The organism is Burkholderia sp. NFPP32, from assembly GCF_900119325.1.
Taxonomy (GTDB): Bacteria; Pseudomonadota; Gammaproteobacteria; order Burkholderiales; family Burkholderiaceae; genus Burkholderia; species Burkholderia pyrrocinia_C.
Map to the genome: position 1 here is coordinate 334977 of NZ_FPJP01000006.1, position 18473 is coordinate 353449.

The following is an 18473-nucleotide window of genomic DNA, read 5'->3' on the forward strand; positions in this document are numbered from 1 at the left end:
CGGGCCGGTACGGCAAAACCGGCCAGACCCGGGCGACGACGTAACCCATCGTACTGCCGCGATGGCCGATTCCCAATGTCATATCCGGCCCACCTGGTGACAAAATCGGCCACGGGATGCGCGGGCGTTGCCCGGAAACGGCCTGCAGCATGCGGGTTTGTCCGGATCGAGTCAGCGGCCGGCCATCGGCATGCCCGGGTGATGGGGTCGAAGCGGCGAGCGTGGTGACGACGCGTGCCGGCAATGGGAGCCGGTTATGGGAATCGCCGATGGGAGCCGCCCATGGGAGCGTGCGGCAGGAGTCGGCACGGGTCGCGAGGACTCTGCGGCCTCGACCCAGCGGATGGTCACCAACATAAAGAATCAACGACGCGACGCCAATCCGGACGATGGCGCGATGAGTTTCCAGGAGCAGACGATACGACGCGTGGGTACGTCAGTCGAACGGGGCAACAATGTCATCGCGAGTCGGCGTGGACGCAAGGATGCAAGCGCCGCCATCGCGGAACTTCAGGAGCAGGCGCGACAAACGGACGCCGGCCTGAAACGGCTGATCACGCCGACGCCCGACGCACCCGGCGAAGCGTAGCGCGCTTGCATATCGGCAAGCCTGCGCCGTCACCAGCGGCGTCCATACCGCGTCGCCGCTCGACGGCAATGCCGCGGCCAACTCAACGTGAAACTGGCGTGGAAATGCGCGCCGTGTAACCGAAATGCGCTGCGGACCTCGAGATCTCCTTCAACTCGCGATCGCCTGGTCGACATGCGGCAACTGACCGAGCATTTCCCCCACGCCGTTTTCGGAGATCTGCTTGCCGATTGCGCCGAGGTCGGTGTCGCCGGGCCGGGCGATCAGCGCATAAGTGATCCTGGCACGCCGCCATGTCACGACGTCCATGCCGCCGACCCGTTGTCGGGCGAGCGCCGTGTCGGGCTTGTCGTCCTTCATAGCGCACAGCGCCACCGGCATGCCTTTTCCCGGCAGATAGACGATCTGCACCAACGGTTTGTCGTTGAAGTGCAGGCGCTGTATGCGCTTGAACGTCAGCCCCGTCGAGCGCAGATCCGGAATCCGTATCGGCAGCCCGTCGTCACGGCGAATGTTTTCCACCGTATGCGCCGCGACAGCGAGATTCGACGAATCGAAAGCAACGGTGTCGCGCGTATAGAGTCGCAGATAATTCACAGCGGCCATAACCCAGGGGGACGCCTGCGTCTGCGCAACCACCGGTGCGCCCTGCGGTGCGAAGTCACCGTGAGCTGCGCCCGGCGCGAAGCGCAGTATGGCGCCGCAGCAGAACGCGCCCGCGACGAAGGCCATGGCGAGCCACGGCACCATCATGCGAACGTGCGAGCGTATCGGCACGGCGGGCGCTTCGCGTACATCGCGTTGCGAAACAGGCGCATCCATCGGATGACTGACGCCAACCGCGGAAATGTCCGAAGGCGCGGCGTACGCCTGCGCGATTTCGGCGACCTTGCGCACCAGGCTCTGCGGAACCGACGGCCATTCCTGCTGCTCGAATGCACGCCGATACGGCAACACCGATGCTTCGAGCCATGCAACGCGTGTGGCGATATCGGCCGACATTCCAATCGCCCTCTCGACTTCCTCGCGCTGGTGCGACGTGAGCTCTCCATCCACGTATGCCATGAGCAGGATGTCGTCCATTTTCATGCCCCCTGATCCTCTCTATTCGCTGCGCTTTTCACACGTCGTTCTTTTCGATCGATGAACAGGGAACCGATCGACTGGCGAGCTCGCGAAAGCCGGCTCATGATCGTACCGATGGGTACGCCGAGCGCGTCGGCCGCTTCGCTATAGCTGAGCCCCTCCACGCCGACCAGCAGCATGACCACCCGCTGGGCTTCGGGCAACTGCTGCACTGCCCTGACAATCTGTACATCCAGGGCCTGTTGCTCCAGCGTCGGTGCAGCGGGATCGGAGACGGTTTCGAGGAAGTCGTCGTCCCACTCCATGCCCGAGCGCCTGCGCACGCTGCGTGCGCGGAGTTCGTTGAGCCAGGTGGACTGGACGATCGAGAACATCCAGCTCAGCGGCGCGGTGTCCGGTCGCAATTGATGCGCGCGCTCGAGCGCGCGAAGGCACGCGCACTGCACGAGATCTTCAGCGTCGTGGCGATCACCCGAGATCCGTAGCGCGAATGCCCACAGACGCGGGAGCATCGAAGGAAGCATGGCGGACAATTCGGCTGCGGTCATCTACGTCGATCCTCCCGCGGTGCGACCAAGCCGACGTTGAGAAACTGCAGTACCTGACATATATCCATGGGTTTTGGCGAAATTGAGCGGGCGATACCCCTCCTGGTAAACAGTTGGTCGGCGAAGATATTCCATCGCCGTCGTATGTTGACCGAATGGCCTGATCCCGGCTCGTTGCGGCCGGGGAACGCGTTCGCTCAGACGCGAGCGATGGATGGACAGGTCGGCGACGCTGAGCTACACCAGATTGACGCCGAAGTGCGCGAGCAGCGCCGCTTGCAGATTGCCGAACCGGAACACTTGAATGCCGGCTTTATTCCGACGGCGCGGTGCTGGGCTCGCGTCACCGCTGTCGCCCTCCATATATCGAATTCCGCCGAAGCCTCCGTGAAATCAAGGCGATTCGGAAACGGCAGGAATAGCCCCGTCTTTCGGCGCCGGCGTGGGACGAAGCAGCGGCACCATCAGCGTAATACCCGCGGCAACCAGAAACAGCATGAAATAGGACGCGAAATAACCCTCCGTCCGGTCGCGGAGATACCCGAAGGTGAGCGGACCCAATGCGGCAACCAGATAGCCGATGAAGAGCATGAATACGCTCCACGCGTTGGTCTCGGCGGGCGAATGGGTGTGATCGAGCGGCAAGGTCATCGCGAGCGTGAAGCACATGCCTTGTCCGATCGCGATCAGCACGATGCACGACACCGGATAGGTGGTCGGCGCAAACGCCAGTCCGCCGATGCCCACCGCCGTGATGGCCGACGCGAGGCCGAGCCAGCCGCGCCGGTCGGTGGAGCGGCCGGCCTTCATGCCCATTCCGAAGCTGCCGAGCGCGAACACGCAGGTGAAGAGGCCCAATACAAGACCGGGCGACAGCGTCTCGATACGCAGCTCGGCACTCGACGATGCGAGCCACGCAAAGCATGCGTACACGATGAACTGGCTCGCGCCGAAGTAAGCCGCGACCCGCCACGCCTGGATGTTGCCCCACGGAAGGCCGACTGCCGCCGGCGCTTGCGCAGCCTGCCGAGGTTGCGCCTCGGCGGCCTTCGCCTCGTGAAAACGCCGGGCCAGCCCGCGCCAGCTCAGGATCGCGGTGATGCAAAGCACGCTCCACAACGCGACGGCCACGCGCCAGCCGCCAAAACTCAGCGCGATATAACCCGACGCGCTCGCCGCGACCGTCGCGCCGACGCTGAGCCCCGCGCTGTAGATACCCATGAAGAACGTCGCGTCGCGCGCAAAGTGCTTCTTCACCCAGCCGCCGATCAGCGAACCCGAAATCGCGATGCCGATCCCGGTAAAGACGGTGCACAGAAGCAGCACGCCGGCAGAGCCGGCCAACGCGCGGGCGACCATCGCGACGCACAGCAGGGCCAGCGCGGCGACGACCGCGTTGTCCGTGCCCAGTCTGCGCGCGACGCCCGGCGCGGCGAGCGCGAAGACGCCCATGCAGACGTCGGGAATCGCGGTCAGCAGGGACGCCTGCGTGTAGCTCAGGCCGAAGCTCTGCCGGATCGATTCGAGCACCGGCCCGATCGACACGATGGGCGGGCGCAACGCAATCGAGAGTATCAACAGCGCGATGGCCGCGGCTGCCTTGCGGGTATCGGTGGATTCGGACATGACTATTCCTGGCGTGACAGTGCTCGCGTTGCATCGGCATCGGAACGCGACGGCGACCGCGTCAGGCGATCGCCGTCGAAACCTGCTTGTTCAGCGCAGCGTCCGGAATGCGGCGCGTACTTCGCTTGCGAGCAGTTGCGGTTCTTCCCACGCGGCGAAATGACCGCCCTTGTCGACCTCGTTGAAGTAGATGAGGTTGTGGTAAGCCCGCTCCGTCCAGCTGCGCGGCGCCTGATAGATCTCGCCGGGGAAGATCGTCACGGCGGCCGGCATCGAAATGTCCACCGCGTTGAAATTGTTGGAATGATCTTCCCAGTAGATCTGCGCGGCGGACGTCGCGCTGTTCGTCAGCCAGTAGAGGGAGATATCGTCGAGGATTTCGTCGCGGGTGAGCGAACGTTCCGGCACGCCGCCGCTATAGGTCCATTGCGAGATCTTGTCGTACATCCACGCGGCCTGGCCGGCGGGCGAATCCGCCAACGCATAACCCACGGTTTGCGGACGCGTCACCATCATCGCGGAATAGCCGCAATTGTCCTTGTAGAAGACGTTGAGCGAATCGTATGCGGTCTTTTCCTTCGGCGACAGCCTGCCCGGTGCGGGTTCGCCGAGTGCGAGCAAGGTCGCGATGTCCGGCGGTACGGTGGCCGGCATGTTGACATGGATGCCGATCAGCCCCTTCACCTTCTGCATCGCCATGCGGTGCGAAATCACCGAACCGCAATCTCCGCCTTGCGATACGAAGCGCGAGTAGCCGAGTCGGGCCATCAGTTCACCCCATGCGCGGGCGATGTGATCCGAGCCCCAGCCGGTCGTTTTCGGCTGCCCGGAGAAGCCGAAGCCAGGCAGCGACGGAATCACGATGTCGAACGCGTCGTCCGCACTGGCGCCGTACGCGGTCGGATCGGTCAGCGGACCGATGACCTTGATCAGCTCGAAGATCGAACCTGGCCATCCGTGCGTCATGATCAACGGCAGCGCGTTCTTGTGGCGGGAACGCACGTGAATGAACTGGATGTCGAGGCCGTCAATCTCGGTCATGTACATCGGCAGCGCGTTCAGCTTTGCCTCGCCTTTGCGCCAGTCGTAGTCGGAACCCCAATACTGGACGAGCGCCTGCATTCTCGCGAGCCGCACGCCTTGCGATTCATCGTTGACGGTCTCCTTGCCGGGCCAGCGTGTCGCCGCGATGCGGCGCCGCAAATCGACGAGGGCGGCCTCGGGCACGCTGGCCTTGAACGGACGAATTGCCGTGCTGCCGGTTGCGGCGAACACCGATCCGGGAATCAGCCCCATGGCGCCGACAGCGACGGAAGCGGCAAGCACGTGACGTCGACGAGGAGAAAACGGTGTGGATGACATGATGGATATCCAGGCGCGAGAAGAAGGCCGCGAGTCGCGATCGATACGCGACACGCGGGAGTGCCTGCCGGAAGCGCGCACCACGCCGGGCGTGCCGATCACGCAAACGGCGTCGTGCGCGGGCCCGGCAGCAGGCGAGTCAAACGACGGCGACGACGACGTCGATGTTGTTGCGCGTGGCCTTCGAATACGGGCAGGTCTGGTGTGCCGCGTCGACCAGCGCATGCGCGACGGCGGCGTCGACGCCCGGCACGCTGACGTTCAGTCGCGCCTGCAGGAAGTACGCACCGTCGTTCATGGCCAGATCGATCTCCGCATCGACATGCGTGTCGCGCGGCAGCGCAATCTTCAACCGTTGCGCGGCCAGGCCCATCGCGCCGATGAAGCATGCCGACCAGCCTGCGGCCAGCAACTGCTCGGGATTCGTGCCGGGCGCGGCCGAACCGGGGCCGGACAGCTTGACGTCCAGGCGCCCGTCCGAGCTGTGGGCGGCGCCATCGCGACCGCCGGTGGTGCGGGTCTTGCCGGTGTAAAGGACTTTCGTTTCTTGGCTCATGATCGGTATCGTATTGAACTGAGTTGGTGACAGCGGTGGGTGAATGACGATGCTTGAAATCGGCGTTGCGTCGGCAGCCGGAAATCAGCCGCCCCGATAGAGCTTGTCGAGCGCCGCGAGCTGGCCGTCTTTCTCCGCTCGCACCAGTTCCTCGCGCACTTCGGCACGCGTCCTTGCCTTCGGCGACGGGTCGACCGACGCCCACTGGCGCGCTTGCTGTGCGCCATGGTCGTTGGCGCTCGTGTCGGCGGGGCTGCTTGCGTAAGCAGAAGCAGCGGTTGCAACTGCGGCACAAGCCGCAAAAGCCAAGGCGATCGTCTTTGCTTTCATGTCGTTCTCCTGGAGCAATTCAAATGTCGCGAATCCCTCCGGGCACTCGGTGGCGGCTTCATCCTGCGATGTCTGCCCGAGTGCCGCGATCGAATCCGTTCGTTGAGGTGAATTAAATCCAGGCCACGTATCCGGCATGTGTCTCGAGATCGGGGCTATTGCAATGCCATGTATCTATTCCGGTCTCGTACACATTAAGAAACAAATCCGCCGTTCCGTTTTCGACGCCTCTCCAAAATGGAGATCGCTTTTCCGACAGAATGGCGCTCCAATGAAATGACGCTGCAATGGCAAGCCCGCCCTATTGCCTCGTTGCCACGGGAAGAATCAAGGAGAGATGACCGATGATCAGATACGCAATCGGAACGCTGGTGTTGGCCGGCGTCATGACCTCGGCCGCCGCGTGCGCTGAAACAATCAAGCCGATCAAGGCGTCGAAGTCCGACCTGGCCGGTGCGATATTCGCTCGCGCCGATGCCGTGAAAAAAGACGAAAGTGGCGAGCGGAGCGCCGACGTCGTGACGTTCACGTCGGCCGACACCACTTACCAGACCGGCGTCTATCGATCCGGGCCTTCGCATGAAGAAATCAAGGGGCCGCAAGGATTGCCGTACAACGAGTTCCTGTACTTTCTGTCGGGCAGCGTGAAGCTGACCTCGTCGGACGGTTCGGTGATGGTCGTGAAGACCGGCGAAGCCGTCACGCTTCCCAAGGGATGGACGGGGCATTTCGACACGCCTGGCTATACCAAGCTCTATGTGACCTACAGCCCCGACGACGCAAACAAGCAGCCCGATATATCGGGTAATCCGAAAATGGCGGAATAGCGATCCGTTCTCGCGTGTTCTGTAATACAGACACCCCCTTCCGCAGGAGCGAGACGATGCAGAACCAGCAACAGGAAACCGGCAACGATCAATCGACCGCGCCGACACACGTCCGCGGACTCGGCAGTACGGAACACCTGTTCTGGTTGCTCGATCAGAATCGGCCGACGCATTTCGCCATGGTCGCGGAGATCGACCGCCGTTTTCCGCCGCCAGCATGGCATGCGGCTTTTCGCGCGCTCCAGCGGAGGCATCCGCTGTTGTCGACCTATATCGCCGCAGACGCGCAGATGAATTCCGGCTTCCATCGTGCACCCGATGCCGTGGTGCCCTTGCGCGTGATCGAGCAGAGCGAAACTTCGTGGCACGCGGAAGCGGCCTGCGAAATCGCGACGCGCTTCGACTGGTCGGCAGCGCCGCTGTTGCGCGCGACCTTGCTGCAAGGCGACGGCAACTCGACGCTGATCCTGGTTGCACATCATTCCGCGGTCGACGGCATGGGCAGCGCATATCTGATCGAGGATCTGCTGCGATTGCTCTCGGGCGAGTCGCTGGCACCGTTGCCGTTGGTACAGCCGCTGGAGACCGTGCTCGACGCCGACCTGAACCGGACCGCCGTCTTGCCGCACGCCCTGCCTGCGCCCGCCCCCAAGCCGTTTCGCCCGGGCGCCGCGGACGTGCCGCGTGTCGACGCCGTCGAGCTTTCGGCTGAATCCACGCGCCAGCTCATTGCCCGCGCGCATGTCGAGCAAACCACCGTGCACGGCGCCGTTGCCGCGGCCGTTCACGAAGCGGGCCGGCGTCTGTCGAGCGAATGGTCCGAGCGCGCGTTGCGCACCGTCACGCCGATCGACGTGCGCCATCTTGCCGATGAAGTCGGCATCGCCAACGGCGTGTACATCACGCAGACCATCACGATTGACGACTACCCGCGCGGTACCGATTTATGGACTGTCGCTCGCAAGATCAAACAGGATCTCGCACCTTTTCAAACGCGCGCGAGCGTGGCAGCGGAACTGAAAACGCTCGATGCCGCGATGTCCGCGCGGCCGAGCGTCGAACACGCGGCCGGATTCCTGTCGGCCGTGCTGGCCTTCGACGTGCTGCTGTCGAATCTGGGTAATCAGCCCATTGCTGCCGCTTACGACGGCCTGTCGCTCAAAGCGCTATGGGGCCCCGTCGTGACTTCGGGCTTCGCCGACGACCAGGCCATCGGCGTGTGCACGATCGACGGCATTCTGCGGCTCACGCACACGAGCTATGGCGCGATACCCGGGCTGCTCGGCGAAGTCAGGGCGATTCTCGACGAAGCCGCGACGGCACCGTCACGCCGATGACGAGGTCAGGTGAGGATTTTTTCGCATGCTCGACTTCATGCATGGCTTCGATCTGGTGCGCAATGCCAGGGGATTCGTCTCGACGGACGTCAGCACGACCGAAACGTCGATATCCAACGTCTTCGCGATCGGCGAGGTCGCGCAGAGAATGCATCCGTGCTGCGTGACAGCGATGGCCGATGGCGTGGTGGCCGCGAAGGAAATCCAGACGCGCATCGAAGCGGATTCCAGGGACGACTTCATTGCGGCCGTGCGCTCCGCAGCGGTGCAATCCTCGCGTTGAAGCAATGCAAATCGCAGCGGGCCCGGAAAGGTTCCGAGCACGCGCGCCGCGACGATTTCCGTTCCGTATCACCCGGCGTGTTGCCTCGCGGGAACCCGACCCGAACCGTTTCCGTTGCCGGAATCGCCCGAACCCTTGCGCGTCCGAAACGTTCCCGTGCCTTCAGAAGGCCACGAGCGAGGCTCTCTTCCGGTGCTCGACGATCGAGAGCAGCAGCGCGGCCAGGCCGCACGCGGCGATGAGCAGCAGCAGCGTCGTCTTGCCCATGCTGACCAGCACCAGCCCGCCGACAGCGGGAAATCCGAACACGCCGACGAAATAGGACGCCACGAACCACGTCAGCACCGCGTGCCGGTGCCGCGCATCGGTACTGTTGACGGCTTGCGCCTGAACGATCGGATAGATGAGGCCATACCCGGTACCGAGCAGCACGGCGCTGACCGAATGAAGCATCGTGTTGTGCGGCACGGCAAACGTCACGGCGACGCTCAGTATCATGAAGCCGAGGAGGATCTGCGTGGTCGCGCTGACACGCATCTGAATCACGATCGCACCGAGCAGCCAGCGCGTGACGACAACCGTTGCCGAATAGAGGCCGAAGAACGTGCCCGCCTTCACGCCCGTTTCCTGTGCCATCGACATCTGGAACGTCATCAGGCCCGAGAAGACACTCGAGCCGAGCGCGATGATTGCGATCGGGTAGATCGCATGCGTGCGGGCGATCGCACGAATCTCGCGTAGCCACCGTTCCCGTATCGGCGGCACGACGGGGAGCGGCGCAGGCGAGAGGCGCCCGAAGCACTCCAGCATCAACGCCGCCATCGCGCACAAGCCGCCGACGGTGCAGAACACCGTGCCAGTCGTCCAGTGCCAGTTGCGTATCGCGAGCGCCGCGACCGCCGGACCGCCTCCGACGCCGGCCATCTGAAACGAGCCGAACCGCAGGAACCAGCGCTCGCGCTCGGCATCGGTAGTCCGCTCCGCCAGCATCATCGGCGCCGCGAGGTAGAACCCACCCCAACCGACGCCGACCAGCAATCCGGGCACGACGCTCAGCGAGCCGGTGCGCCCGATCACGGCGAAGCCGACGACGCCCGCGCCGACGATCAGCGCGGCCAGCGCCGTCGTGCGCGCGGCCCCGATCCCGTGTGCAAGCCACGCGACCAGCGGCAGGCCGATCAGCGTGCCGACCATCGCTTCGGCCAGTGCGGCCCCCGTATCGACGTCGTTGCCTCCTGCCGAACGAAAATGCATCGACAGAAGAAACGTCGCGCCGTATCCGCATGCAGTCAGCAGCGCACCGAGCAGCCCGAACGACGCGACGCGCGGGGACATCGTGCGTGGATAGGCCATCATGGCTCCCCTCTTTCAAAATTCCAGCCCATTCGAGCTGTCGGTGCCGAAGCAACGCGCCGGCGTGGCGTCACGCGTCGCCGCGCGCGCAGAGCTCGACTGGCCAACCGCATGAGCACATCCCCATCATCCCCATCGATTCAGGCCCGCCGCGAACAGGTCGGGAGCCAGTCGCATCATGATCCATGCAATCTGCCGGCAAAGGAACGAACCGTTCCGATGATGCGCCGCATACCTTCGTATGTGCGTCCCTAGCGCGCGGGGCGCAACGCAAGACCTGCCAGCGCCCCAACGATGCACAACGCGCCCACGTAAATTTCCGGCGCCTGCGGATTCGATTTCAGCATCACCGAGACGAACACCGGCGTAAGACCGCCGAACACGGCATACGCGACGTTGTACGAGAACGAGATGCCCGAAAAACGCACGACAGGCGGAAACGCGTTGACCATCGCAACCGGAATCGCCGCAACCGCACCGACGAAGAAACCGGATACCGCGTAGAGCGGCAGCAGCGACGACGGATCCACGGAGAGTCGCGTGGCCATCAGAAAATACGATGCGCCGAGCAGCATGCAGCCGAAGAAGATCGTGCGGCCGGTACCGATCCGCCCCGCCACCGAACCGGCGACGACGCATCCGATCGTCAGGCAGAGCGTCGCCGCCGAATTCGCCTGTAGCGCGAGCGCGGGCGCGATATGAAAGCGCTTTGCCACGAGCGTCGGCGTCATCAGGATCACGACGACAATCGCCGCGGTCAGCGTCCACGTCAGGATCATCGATACGAGCACTGCCCGGCCGTGATCGCGCAACACGGCTTTCAACGGCACTTCTCCGGCCAGCAACCGGCTCTGCTTCATTTCGATGAACACGGGCGTTTCATTGAGCCAGCGTCGCAGAAACGCGGACAAGATCCCGAACAGGCCACCGACGACAAACGGCATCCGCCACGCATAGGCACTGATTGCGGCAGGCGAATAGTGATGGTTGATCCCCGACGCGATCAGCGAGCCGAGCAGGATGCCCAACGTCAGGCCGCCCGTCAGCAGACCGCAGGCATAGCCGACATGACGCGGCGGAACGTGTTCGGAGACGAACACCCAGGCCCCGGGCACCTCGCCGCCCACCGCCGCACCTTGCAACACCCGGCACAGCAGGAGCAGCACGGGTGCGGCAACCCCAATGGACTCATAGGTGGGCAGCAGCCCCATCATCAGCGTGGGCAAGGCCATCAGCATCACGCTCATCGTGAACATGCGCTTGCGGCCGACGAGATCGCCGAAGTGCGCCATGATCACGCCGCCGAGCGGCCGAGCGAGATAGCCTGCGGCAAACACGCCGAACGTCTGCATCTGGCGCAGCCAGTCGGGAATCGACTGCGGGAAGAACAGTTGACCGATCACGGCTGCAAAAAACACGTAAATCACAAAATCGTAAAACTCCAGTGCCCCGCCTAGCGCGGCGAGTACCAGCGTTCGGTGATCACTGCCTGCCAGCGGACGATGCGATACGACCGGAATCTGAGGAGAGTCTATGGAATTCATCTGGAAGAGGTCTGGTTCAGGGACGGCGCGTCAACCCAATGACGTGCTCCTCGCTCATAACACCTGTCCGGTTCGTGTCATTCCACGGCGCGCCGATTTATCGACGCGACCGACGTTGCGCATCGATAAAAGCAGGCCCTTTCGGCCGCCGTCGGGCCGGAAAACAGCGGCATCCTCGAAAGCGCAAGCTGATGAGCAAATTCAGTTAGTAGCGACTTTTCGAGAGCAGAGCGAGGCTGGCTCTCGCTGCAATCCCGGCGGTACGCCTCGACGATCGCTTTAGCAATGTCGTCGCGCTCGCCAATGACATCGCCCCCATGCCGTCATGCGACGGCGAGCGGTAACGTCACTCTCGCTTCGAGGCCTCCGGTACTGCGATTGTTCAACTGCAATTCTCCTTGCATCGCCTGCGTCAGACGGCGCGCGATCGCCAGCCCCAACCCCGATCCCGACGCGCGCGCCGCTGTCTGCGGCGCACGATACCAGGGCGCGAACACCGCCTCCAGTTCCGCCGGCACGATACCGGGCCCCGAATCCACCACGCTGAGCATCACGCGTCTGGCATCGACCCGGACACACAGGCGGACGTCGCCGCCGTATCGCAGCGCATTGTCGATCAGATTGACGAGCACGCGGCGCAGCGCGTGCGGGCAGGTCACCAGCGGATGGCCCACCCGCCCGTCGAGGCCGACGGTCAGGCCCGCGTCGCGATAGTTGCCGACCAGCGCACCGAGCAACTCGTCCGCATCGACGCGCCGCGGCGGCTCCGCCACGCTGCACTGAAGTCGCGCGCAGGCAAGGCTCGCTTCGACCAGTTCCCCCATCTCGGCAAGATCGCGCTCCATCGCGTCACGCAACGCGCCATCTTCCAGCATCCCGCTACGCAGCATCATCCGCGTCAACGGCGTGCGCAGATCATGCGCATAGGCGGCCAGCACGTGCAGCAATTCCGTCACGCGTTCCGCGTGCTGGCGATGTGCATCGTTGATCGCGCGTGTCAGCCTTGCGATCGAGGGCGCGCCGCGTTCGACCGGTGCATCGGGCAGCGCCTCGACGCCATGATTCTCGATTGCCGCGGCGAGTTGCCGGATTCTCGCGTCCAGCTTCCGCGTACGCAGCCACAGCACCGCTGCCAGCGCAAACAGGATCCCGGCCGCGCTTGCAAGCAGCGGACCACCGCCGGCAACGGGAGGCAACGCGCTCGGCAGCATGGCACGAGCGTCATGCATGCGCTCCGCGACGAGCAGCACGCCAGCCGCGAGGACAAGACGGACGGGCCACACGATGAACTCACGCACATACGGGAACCCTGCGCGGGCGACGTTGCGTATGCGACGCGCGATGCGGAATTCGGACAAGGTTCCGCACGATAAGGTAGGGAGGTTCGCCATCTTCGTTCTCCTGTCGCCGCCACGGCGGACGGTACAGGAAGGATGAAAACACGCAGATGGGGGCTCGCACCATCAAACGAGCGGCCATCCACCCCCTACGAAGGTTTAGGTTGCCGTGGCCGCAACCCGCGGCGGGTCAGACGTAGCCGAGCGCGCGGGCGAGCCACGTCTCGAGCTCCTGCGCGTCGATCGGCTTCTCGAGCAGGCACAGCGCGGCGCTGGCCCGCACGCGCTCGCGATCGCGCGCAGTGGCGAATGCCGTGACGAACATGGTCGGAATGTTCAGGCCGCGGGCTTCCATCCGGGCCAGCACTTCAAGGCCATCCATCTCCGGCATCTGGATGTCGCAGATCAGGCAGCCTGTTCGCAACGCCACGTCCGACGCCAGGAACGCCGGCCCCGACGCAAACTCGTGCGCGTCCCCGCCGAGCGAACGCACGAAGCTTCTCGCGGCGGCGCGCACGAACGGGTCGTCGTCGACAATCGATACGAGATCGGTGGCTGAGAGTGAAAAAGGCATCCCTGCTTATGGCGAGTGAACGGACCGGACCGTCCCGACTACGGCTACCCAAGTTGCCAGCATACCGCCACGCCGCCGCACCGTCACCATATCTACGTATGGGGTAGGCTTTCCCCCAATGACGGTGCCGCTGCTAGTGTGCGGGCGGCCCGATGCCGAGCGCACTCATCTTGCGCACCAGTTCCGCGACCGAGCGGCACTTCATCTTGCGCATCGCCTGACCGCGGTGGATCTTGGCCGTGATCTCCGCAATGCCCATGTTCCCCGCGACCTGCTTGTTCATCAAGCCCGCCGCGACGTGTTGCAGCACCTCGCATTCCCGCGGCGTCAGCGATTCCCAACACGCGCGCAGATCGAGCAGCGAATGATCGGCCTCCAGCCGTTTCGCGTCGCGATCGAGCGCCGCGATCACCGCGTCGATCATTTCCTGGTCGTGGAACGGCTTCGTCAGGAAATCCATCGCACCGGCTTTCATTGCTTTCACCGTCATCGCGATATCGCCGTGCGCCGTGATGAAGATGATCGGCATCTGCGGACCGCCGTTCTCGACCAGCGACTTCTGGAACGCAATCCCGCTTTGCCCGCGCAGCCTCACGTCAAGCACGAGGCACGACGGTCCGGCGCCCTTCGGCGCCGCGAGAAATTCCTCAGTCGACGCAAATGCGCGAACGTCCAGGTCGATCGATCGCAGCAGGCTGATCAGCGCGGCACGAATGAACTCGTCGTCGTCGACGACGTAGACGACACGGCCGTTCCGATCCGCAGAGGAAGGATCCGGGTAGGGCATTCTGGTTTCGGGCATCGAAGTATTCGCTGGTGAATGTGCAGGGATGGCCGCGTGGCGGCGGACGACCCGGTCATGGATCGGCGCGCGGCAGCATGACGATCGCGCGCGTACCCGTGCCGTCGCGGGTCGACAACGTCAACGTCCCGCCGTGTGCATCGACGATGGAATGCGAGATGGCGAGGCCCATGCCCATCCCGTTCTCCTTGGTCGTAAAGAGCGGTTCGAGCAGCCGGTCCGCAACATCCGGCGCAATACCGCTGCCGAGATCCTCCACGGTCACGCGAGCGCTGTCAACGCCGTCCGCTTCGCAAGCAAGCGACAGGCAACGTACCGTCTCGAGCCCCGCCATCGCTTCGGCACCGTTCGTGAGCAGGTTGATCACGACCTGCTGGAGCTGGATCCGGTCGCCATGGACACAGACGGGGCTGTGCTGGACGTGCAGCTCCAACACGACGTCGAGCGCGTCGAGTTGCCGCGCGACAAGCGCCGCTGCCTCACGGACGGCCTCGTTGAGATCGACCGTCGCGAACTGCGGCTCGGCCTTGCGCGCCTTCGCGCGCAAGGCCTGGATGATGCTCTTGGCTCGCGCCGCCCCCCGGTTGATGTGAACGAGCATTTCCCGCGCCTCCCCGACATCCGGCGGCTCCCGGCTCAGCCAACGCAACGCCGCGCTCGCCGACGTATCGACGGCCGCAATCGGCTGTCCGACTTCATGAACGATCGACGCGACGAGTTCGCCCATCGCTTCCAGGCGGCTGGCGCGCTCGAGGCTGGCAAGGGCGGCTCGAAGCTGTTCCTCGGCATGGGCGCGCTGACGGTTCTGCTCGACCAGTTCCTCGTAGAGCCGCGCATTCTCGAGCGCGAACGCGGCCTGCGACGCGATCACTTCCACCAGGGCTGCCTTGGCCGCGGTAAACATCCGCGCCGCCAGATTGTTTTCCAGGTACAGAACGCCGACGAGCGTCGCATGACGCATCAGCGGCACGCACATCACCGAACGGGGGCGCTTGCGCCGAACGTACGCATCCTGGGCGTGGACCGGCGACTCGGACGCATCGTCGATCACCGCGCCCTCCTGCGTACGCGCAACCGCCTGCACGAGAGACATGGGCAACACGCCCGCCGTGAAAGGCTCGGCTGCCTGAGTCACGACGATCGTACCGTCGACCGCGTCCGCGCGCGCAGGCACATGCCAGACGCGCTCGCGCAGCACCGCGAGCGCGCCGTATTCGGCCCCGGCGCTTTCGAGCGTTGTGCGCAACAGCGTCTCGACGAGGCGCGCCGGCACGATGTCGCTCGCCAGCGCGTTCGAGATGCGCAGCACCGCCCGCACGTCCAGTTCGTGCAAACGATTCCCGGCGGGATTGCCCGCTTCCGCATCGAAACCCTCGGCATGCACAGCCGGCAGTTGCCGCGCCTTGGCCAGCGCTTCCCAGCGCTGCCAGGCGCCCTGCGCATGGCGAAAATGGGCTTGCGCAGCGATCTCGCCGCGGCGACGGCATCGTTCGCACCGCCGCAGATCAGCGACGAGCGCCGCAGCGGTGCCGTAGCGTTGCTCCGGGGCCTTTTCGAGCAACTTCATGACGATCCGCGAGATCTGCTCGGGTACGTGCCGGGCACGCTCGTGAGGCGCCTGCGCCGATTGCGTGGCGTGCGCATGCACGAGTGCGGCGGCATCGGTCGCGTCAAACGGCGGCAGCCCGACCAGCCGCTCATAGAAAATGCACCCGAGCGCGTAGAGGTCGGCCCGTGCGTCGCCACATGTGTTCATGCCCGCGCAGAGTTCGGGCGCCATGTAGACGACATTCGTGTCGTCCCAATCGAGCTCGGCGTCGCGCAACGGGTCGATCACTCCTGTGCGGACGGCATGGCCGAAGCCCGTCAGGAACGCACGGCCGTCGTCGTCCACCAGAAAACGATGCGGCGCGAGTGCGCGATGCACGACACCGGCCGCATGCATCGCACCCACCGTCGTCGCGAGCGCAATCGCGAGCCGCAGGAACGCGGCCGGCCCTTCCTGCGGTTGACCGGCACCGGACAGCGGCTCCCCACCCGGATCGGCCAGTACGAGCACGGCCCCGCCTCCATGTGACACGATCGCTTGCGGAACAGCGGACCAGCCATCGCACAGCATCGCGCGCAACGCATATTCGCGCTGCATTGCCGTGACGGCCGATGGTGCCGCACCGTGCCCGGCGATCAGGACGGACCGCGCATTGTCGTCGAACGCACGTTGCAGCCGCGGCGGGCCTGGGCAAAGCTCAATGAAGCGTCGTGTCGAAAGTTCGATCATGCGGATGCAGTAAGGAAACGGGGGCGGGCATGAACTCGGACGCCGCCGGCACGGCGGCACCTGCGCGCAGGCTCGGAGCGGGATACCCGGTCCTATCCGTTCGGTCGGACACGCAACCGCAGCGCATGCCACGGCAGCTGCCCCTCGTCGACTTCACTCGGTCGTTGCCGCCCCCCGCCGATCGCAACGACCTTCTGCCGGCACCACTGAAAACACGCGAGCCGTCAGATTATTCCAGCCCAGCCCGAAATCGCCAACGCAACAACGGGCCCCGAGTCAGCACAACCCGGCGTCGCGAGCCCCCGGCGCCCGGCCCCGACAGTCGAGCCCCCCGTTCGAATCGGGCCGCCGGCCGTCGAAGCCGGCTCGAGCCCCGCGATGACGGGCAATTTCGTATCCGAATGTATCCCGCTAACGGATGGATACACGACATTGCAAAATGCCGCGCCCCGGACACATGCGAGATACCTGCCCGGCGCCCAATACACACACGACGGAATCTGGCGAAAAACCATCACGCGGCCGGCTCATGCGCGCGCCCGACTTCATCGGATGCCGTACGCACTTTTCGATCGATCTATTTTAAGGATTCCGACATGAACACATTGAAGATCACCTTCTCGTTCGCCGCGCTCGCGATGACCGCCTCGGTCCATGCGGCATCCCCCGCGGATTCGATCACGGGAAATCACGATGCCCAGGCCACGAACCAGTGGGCACCGGTTGCCATGGTGCCGATGGCAAGGACGCGCACGGAAGTACGCCAGGAACTCGAGCGGGCGCGGCAGAGCGGCGAGCTCGACGCACTGAGGAAGCTGTATTCCGGCCATTGAACACGGGCCTCCGCGTCAAGCCCGGTACTGACGGTGCAACGTCCACACGCCCGCGGCACCCGGACCGCTACTGCATCTCGTCCCGGTCCCGTTCCAATGTTCAATCATTTCAATCCGCACGGCCGCCTGACGGACGAGTGATTCGATTGCAGCGCGGCCGTCCATCCGGCGAATCGTCTGGCCTGGATTCCATCCGGACGTTCGCCGTGCCGCGCAATCGTGCCCGTCGATGACGGGAACTGCTGTCGAATCACGACGCCGAGGGTGCAAACCGTCGTCCGTATAGCGCCTTCGATTGTCTCTCCATGTATCCGGACGCGCCGCAGGTACATGGCGTTGCATTCATCCCGTCTGACGAAATATGCCCGATACGTTGCGACGTTCCAATACGTCGGTACAGACGTCGCACGGCTGGCGGGATCGTAACGAACCACGCAATCGGCCCAATCGCCGCATCTGGACATTCTTTTCCCCAGGGATCCATTCCGCGCGTACTGCGCGTCGACGCGTCGCGCGATGTGCAGCCGGGATCCCGCGCCGGACTCGAGTAGCCAATGAAGCAAACCGAACTTTCAACGATGCTTCCCGACATGCTGCCACGCCTTCGGTCGTTCTCCATGCGCATAACCGGGAATCGGCATGACGCAGAAGAACTCGTTCAGCGTGCCTGCGTTCGCGCGCTCGAGCGGGCCCATCAACTGCGCGCCGATACGTCGCCCCTGAGTTGGGTTTTCTCGATCATCCATTCGATATGGCTCAATGAATTGCGCCAACGCAATCATCGCGACCGCCTGCTGCTCGACTGGAACGATGCGTTGATGGAAACGATCGCCGATCCGCGCTCCACGTCCGAAACCGGCCTCGCCGTCCGGCAGATCATCGATGCCGTGGCGCGGTTGCCGGAACCCCAGCGCATCGCGTTACTGCTCGTCAGCATCGACGGGTTCAGCTATCAGGAAGCAGCCGATACGCTCGATATACCCGTCGGCACCGTCATGAGCCGGATATCCCGTGCGCGCAAGGCGATTCGCACGGCGTTCGACGAGCCCCGCGAATCACGCATGCGGCCAGAAAATTTCGTCGATACCGAAGCCTGCGGCTGACGTTCGAATGACGCCGGAATAAACGGGATGCCTCGCGTGTTCAGTGTAGGCAATCGCGTCCGCTGCGGCGGAAGTATCCGGGCACCCGCCACGCATGCCGGCGCT

Annotated in this window: 19 protein-coding genes; 6 read left to right on the forward strand and 13 right to left on the reverse strand. The window is 64.4% G+C overall.

Annotated features, from left to right (window positions below):
• The first annotated feature begins 343 nt into the window (after nucleotides 1-343).
• Nucleotides 344-589 carry a hypothetical protein gene (locus BT264_RS15475; RefSeq protein WP_143155701.1) on the forward strand — a complete coding sequence of 82 codons (246 nt, stop codon included), beginning with the start codon at nucleotides 344-346 and terminating at the stop codon, nucleotides 587-589.
• A gap of 150 nt (nucleotides 590-739) precedes the next feature.
• Here BT264_RS15475 and BT264_RS15480 read toward each other — a convergent pair whose 3' ends face one another.
• The 7 genes from BT264_RS15480 to BT264_RS39925 form a co-directional block, all read right to left on the reverse strand.
• Complete coding sequence (locus BT264_RS15480) at nucleotides 740-1678, reverse strand: anti-sigma factor family protein (protein WP_072437713.1); 939 nt, start codon at nucleotides 1676-1678, stop codon at nucleotides 740-742.
• Entirely contained in the window at nucleotides 1675-2223 is a 549-nt protein-coding gene (locus tag BT264_RS15485; RefSeq protein WP_072437712.1) for an RNA polymerase sigma factor, read from the reverse strand. The genes BT264_RS15480 and BT264_RS15485 overlap by 4 nt, the downstream gene beginning before the upstream one ends.
• 237 nt (nucleotides 2224-2460) lie before the next feature.
• The gene (locus tag BT264_RS39920; protein WP_256260636.1) at nucleotides 2461-2586 is read right to left on the reverse strand and encodes a hypothetical protein; all 126 of its coding nucleotides are present in this window, start codon (nucleotides 2584-2586) and stop codon (nucleotides 2461-2463) included.
• Between the two features lie 30 nt (nucleotides 2587-2616).
• Nucleotides 2617-3849 (reverse strand): MFS transporter, encoded by a 1233-nt coding sequence (locus BT264_RS15490; protein ID WP_072437711.1) that lies wholly within the window; start codon nucleotides 3847-3849, stop codon nucleotides 2617-2619.
• A 90-nt stretch (nucleotides 3850-3939) separates the two neighbouring features.
• Nucleotides 3940-5211 (reverse strand): epoxide hydrolase family protein, encoded by a 1272-nt coding sequence (locus BT264_RS15495; protein ID WP_072437710.1) that lies wholly within the window; start codon nucleotides 5209-5211, stop codon nucleotides 3940-3942.
• A 139-nt stretch (nucleotides 5212-5350) separates the two neighbouring features.
• Nucleotides 5351-5767 (reverse strand): organic hydroperoxide resistance protein, encoded by a 417-nt coding sequence (locus tag BT264_RS15500; protein WP_072437709.1) that lies wholly within the window; start codon nucleotides 5765-5767, stop codon nucleotides 5351-5353.
• 84 nt (nucleotides 5768-5851) lie between these two features.
• Nucleotides 5852-6235, reverse strand: coding sequence for a DUF4148 domain-containing protein (locus BT264_RS39925; protein ID WP_256260637.1), 384 nt, complete (start codon nucleotides 6233-6235; stop codon nucleotides 5852-5854).
• Between the two features lie 206 nt (nucleotides 6236-6441).
• On the opposite strand from BT264_RS39925, the gene BT264_RS15510 reads away from it, so the two are divergent.
• The 3 genes from BT264_RS15510 to BT264_RS15520 all read left to right on the forward strand — a co-directional run bounded on the left by BT264_RS15510 (nucleotide 6442) and on the right by BT264_RS15520 (nucleotide 8544).
• A complete protein-coding gene (locus BT264_RS15510) occupies nucleotides 6442-6924 on the forward strand; it encodes a cupin domain-containing protein (RefSeq protein WP_072437708.1) in 483 nt (160 codons plus the stop codon).
• A 179-nt stretch (nucleotides 6925-7103) separates the two neighbouring features.
• The gene (locus BT264_RS15515; protein WP_256260638.1) at nucleotides 7104-8261 is read left to right on the forward strand and encodes a phthiocerol/phthiodiolone dimycocerosyl transferase family protein; all 1158 of its coding nucleotides are present in this window, start codon (nucleotides 7104-7106) and stop codon (nucleotides 8259-8261) included.
• Between the two features lie 25 nt (nucleotides 8262-8286).
• The gene (locus BT264_RS15520) at nucleotides 8287-8544 is read left to right on the forward strand and encodes an NAD(P)/FAD-dependent oxidoreductase (RefSeq protein WP_072437706.1); all 258 of its coding nucleotides are present in this window, start codon (nucleotides 8287-8289) and stop codon (nucleotides 8542-8544) included.
• 162 nt (nucleotides 8545-8706) lie between these two features.
• Here BT264_RS15520 and BT264_RS15525 read toward each other — a convergent pair whose 3' ends face one another.
• The 6 genes from BT264_RS15525 to BT264_RS15550 form a co-directional block, all read right to left on the reverse strand.
• The gene (locus BT264_RS15525; protein ID WP_083534029.1) at nucleotides 8707-9900 is read right to left on the reverse strand and encodes an MFS transporter; all 1194 of its coding nucleotides are present in this window, start codon (nucleotides 9898-9900) and stop codon (nucleotides 8707-8709) included.
• Between the two features lie 248 nt (nucleotides 9901-10148).
• Nucleotides 10149-11441, reverse strand: coding sequence for an MFS transporter (locus tag BT264_RS15530; protein WP_072437705.1), 1293 nt, complete (start codon nucleotides 11439-11441; stop codon nucleotides 10149-10151).
• Between the two features lie 323 nt (nucleotides 11442-11764).
• Complete coding sequence (locus BT264_RS15535) at nucleotides 11765-12832, reverse strand: sensor histidine kinase (protein WP_072437704.1); 1068 nt, start codon at nucleotides 12830-12832, stop codon at nucleotides 11765-11767.
• Nucleotides 12833-12968: 136 nt separating this feature from the next.
• Nucleotides 12969-13352, reverse strand: a complete 384-nt coding sequence (locus BT264_RS15540) for a response regulator transcription factor (protein WP_072437703.1) — start codon at nucleotides 13350-13352, stop codon at nucleotides 12969-12971.
• Between the two features lie 133 nt (nucleotides 13353-13485).
• Entirely contained in the window at nucleotides 13486-14154 is a 669-nt protein-coding gene (locus BT264_RS15545; RefSeq protein ID WP_072437702.1) for a response regulator transcription factor, read from the reverse strand.
• A 55-nt stretch (nucleotides 14155-14209) separates the two neighbouring features.
• Nucleotides 14210-16432 (reverse strand): ATP-binding protein, encoded by a 2223-nt coding sequence (locus BT264_RS15550; RefSeq protein WP_072437701.1) that lies wholly within the window; start codon nucleotides 16430-16432, stop codon nucleotides 14210-14212.
• A 596-nt stretch (nucleotides 16433-17028) separates the two neighbouring features.
• Between BT264_RS15550 and BT264_RS15555 the strand changes: the two genes are divergently transcribed.
• A complete protein-coding gene (locus BT264_RS15555) occupies nucleotides 17029-17265 on the forward strand; it encodes a DUF4148 domain-containing protein (RefSeq protein ID WP_072437700.1) in 237 nt (78 codons plus the stop codon).
• A 554-nt stretch (nucleotides 17266-17819) separates the two neighbouring features.
• Entirely contained in the window at nucleotides 17820-18368 is a 549-nt protein-coding gene (locus BT264_RS15560; protein WP_072437699.1) for an RNA polymerase sigma factor, read from the forward strand.
• Nucleotides 18369-18473 lie beyond the last annotated feature (105 nt).

Excerpts from the sequence above, each read along its gene's own strand:
- BT264_RS15475 (WP_143155701.1), top strand. The coding sequence starts at position 344 with ATGGTCACCAACATAAAGAATCAACGACGCGACGCCAATCCGGACGAT.
- BT264_RS15480 (WP_072437713.1), bottom strand. The coding sequence starts at position 1,678 with ATGAAAATGGACGACATCCTGCTCATGGCATACGTGGATGGAGAGCTC.
- BT264_RS15485 (WP_072437712.1), bottom strand. The coding sequence starts at position 2,223 with ATGACCGCAGCCGAATTGTCCGCCATGCTTCCTTCGATGCTCCCGCGT.
- BT264_RS39920 (WP_256260636.1), bottom strand. The coding sequence starts at position 2,586 with ATGGAGGGCGACAGCGGTGACGCGAGCCCAGCACCGCGCCGTCGGAAT.
- BT264_RS15490 (WP_072437711.1), bottom strand. The coding sequence starts at position 3,849 with ATGTCCGAATCCACCGATACCCGCAAGGCAGCCGCGGCCATCGCGCTG.
- BT264_RS15495 (WP_072437710.1), bottom strand. The coding sequence starts at position 5,211 with ATGTCATCCACACCGTTTTCTCCTCGTCGACGTCACGTGCTTGCCGCT.
- BT264_RS15500 (WP_072437709.1), bottom strand. The coding sequence starts at position 5,767 with ATGAGCCAAGAAACGAAAGTCCTTTACACCGGCAAGACCCGCACCACC.
- BT264_RS39925 (WP_256260637.1), bottom strand. The coding sequence starts at position 6,235 with ATGCCGGATACGTGGCCTGGATTTAATTCACCTCAACGAACGGATTCG.
- BT264_RS15510 (WP_072437708.1), top strand. The coding sequence starts at position 6,442 with ATGATCAGATACGCAATCGGAACGCTGGTGTTGGCCGGCGTCATGACC.
- BT264_RS15515 (WP_256260638.1), top strand. The coding sequence starts at position 7,104 with ATGGTCGCGGAGATCGACCGCCGTTTTCCGCCGCCAGCATGGCATGCG.
- BT264_RS15520 (WP_072437706.1), top strand. The coding sequence starts at position 8,287 with ATGCTCGACTTCATGCATGGCTTCGATCTGGTGCGCAATGCCAGGGGA.
- BT264_RS15525 (WP_083534029.1), bottom strand. The coding sequence starts at position 9,900 with ATGATGGCCTATCCACGCACGATGTCCCCGCGCGTCGCGTCGTTCGGG.
- BT264_RS15530 (WP_072437705.1), bottom strand. The coding sequence starts at position 11,441 with ATGAATTCCATAGACTCTCCTCAGATTCCGGTCGTATCGCATCGTCCG.
- BT264_RS15535 (WP_072437704.1), bottom strand. The coding sequence starts at position 12,832 with ATGGCGAACCTCCCTACCTTATCGTGCGGAACCTTGTCCGAATTCCGC.
- BT264_RS15540 (WP_072437703.1), bottom strand. The coding sequence starts at position 13,352 with ATGCCTTTTTCACTCTCAGCCACCGATCTCGTATCGATTGTCGACGAC.
- BT264_RS15545 (WP_072437702.1), bottom strand. The coding sequence starts at position 14,154 with ATGCCCGAAACCAGAATGCCCTACCCGGATCCTTCCTCTGCGGATCGG.
- BT264_RS15550 (WP_072437701.1), bottom strand. The coding sequence starts at position 16,432 with ATGATCGAACTTTCGACACGACGCTTCATTGAGCTTTGCCCAGGCCCG.
- BT264_RS15555 (WP_072437700.1), top strand. The coding sequence starts at position 17,029 with ATGAACACATTGAAGATCACCTTCTCGTTCGCCGCGCTCGCGATGACC.
- BT264_RS15560 (WP_072437699.1), top strand. The coding sequence starts at position 17,820 with ATGAAGCAAACCGAACTTTCAACGATGCTTCCCGACATGCTGCCACGC.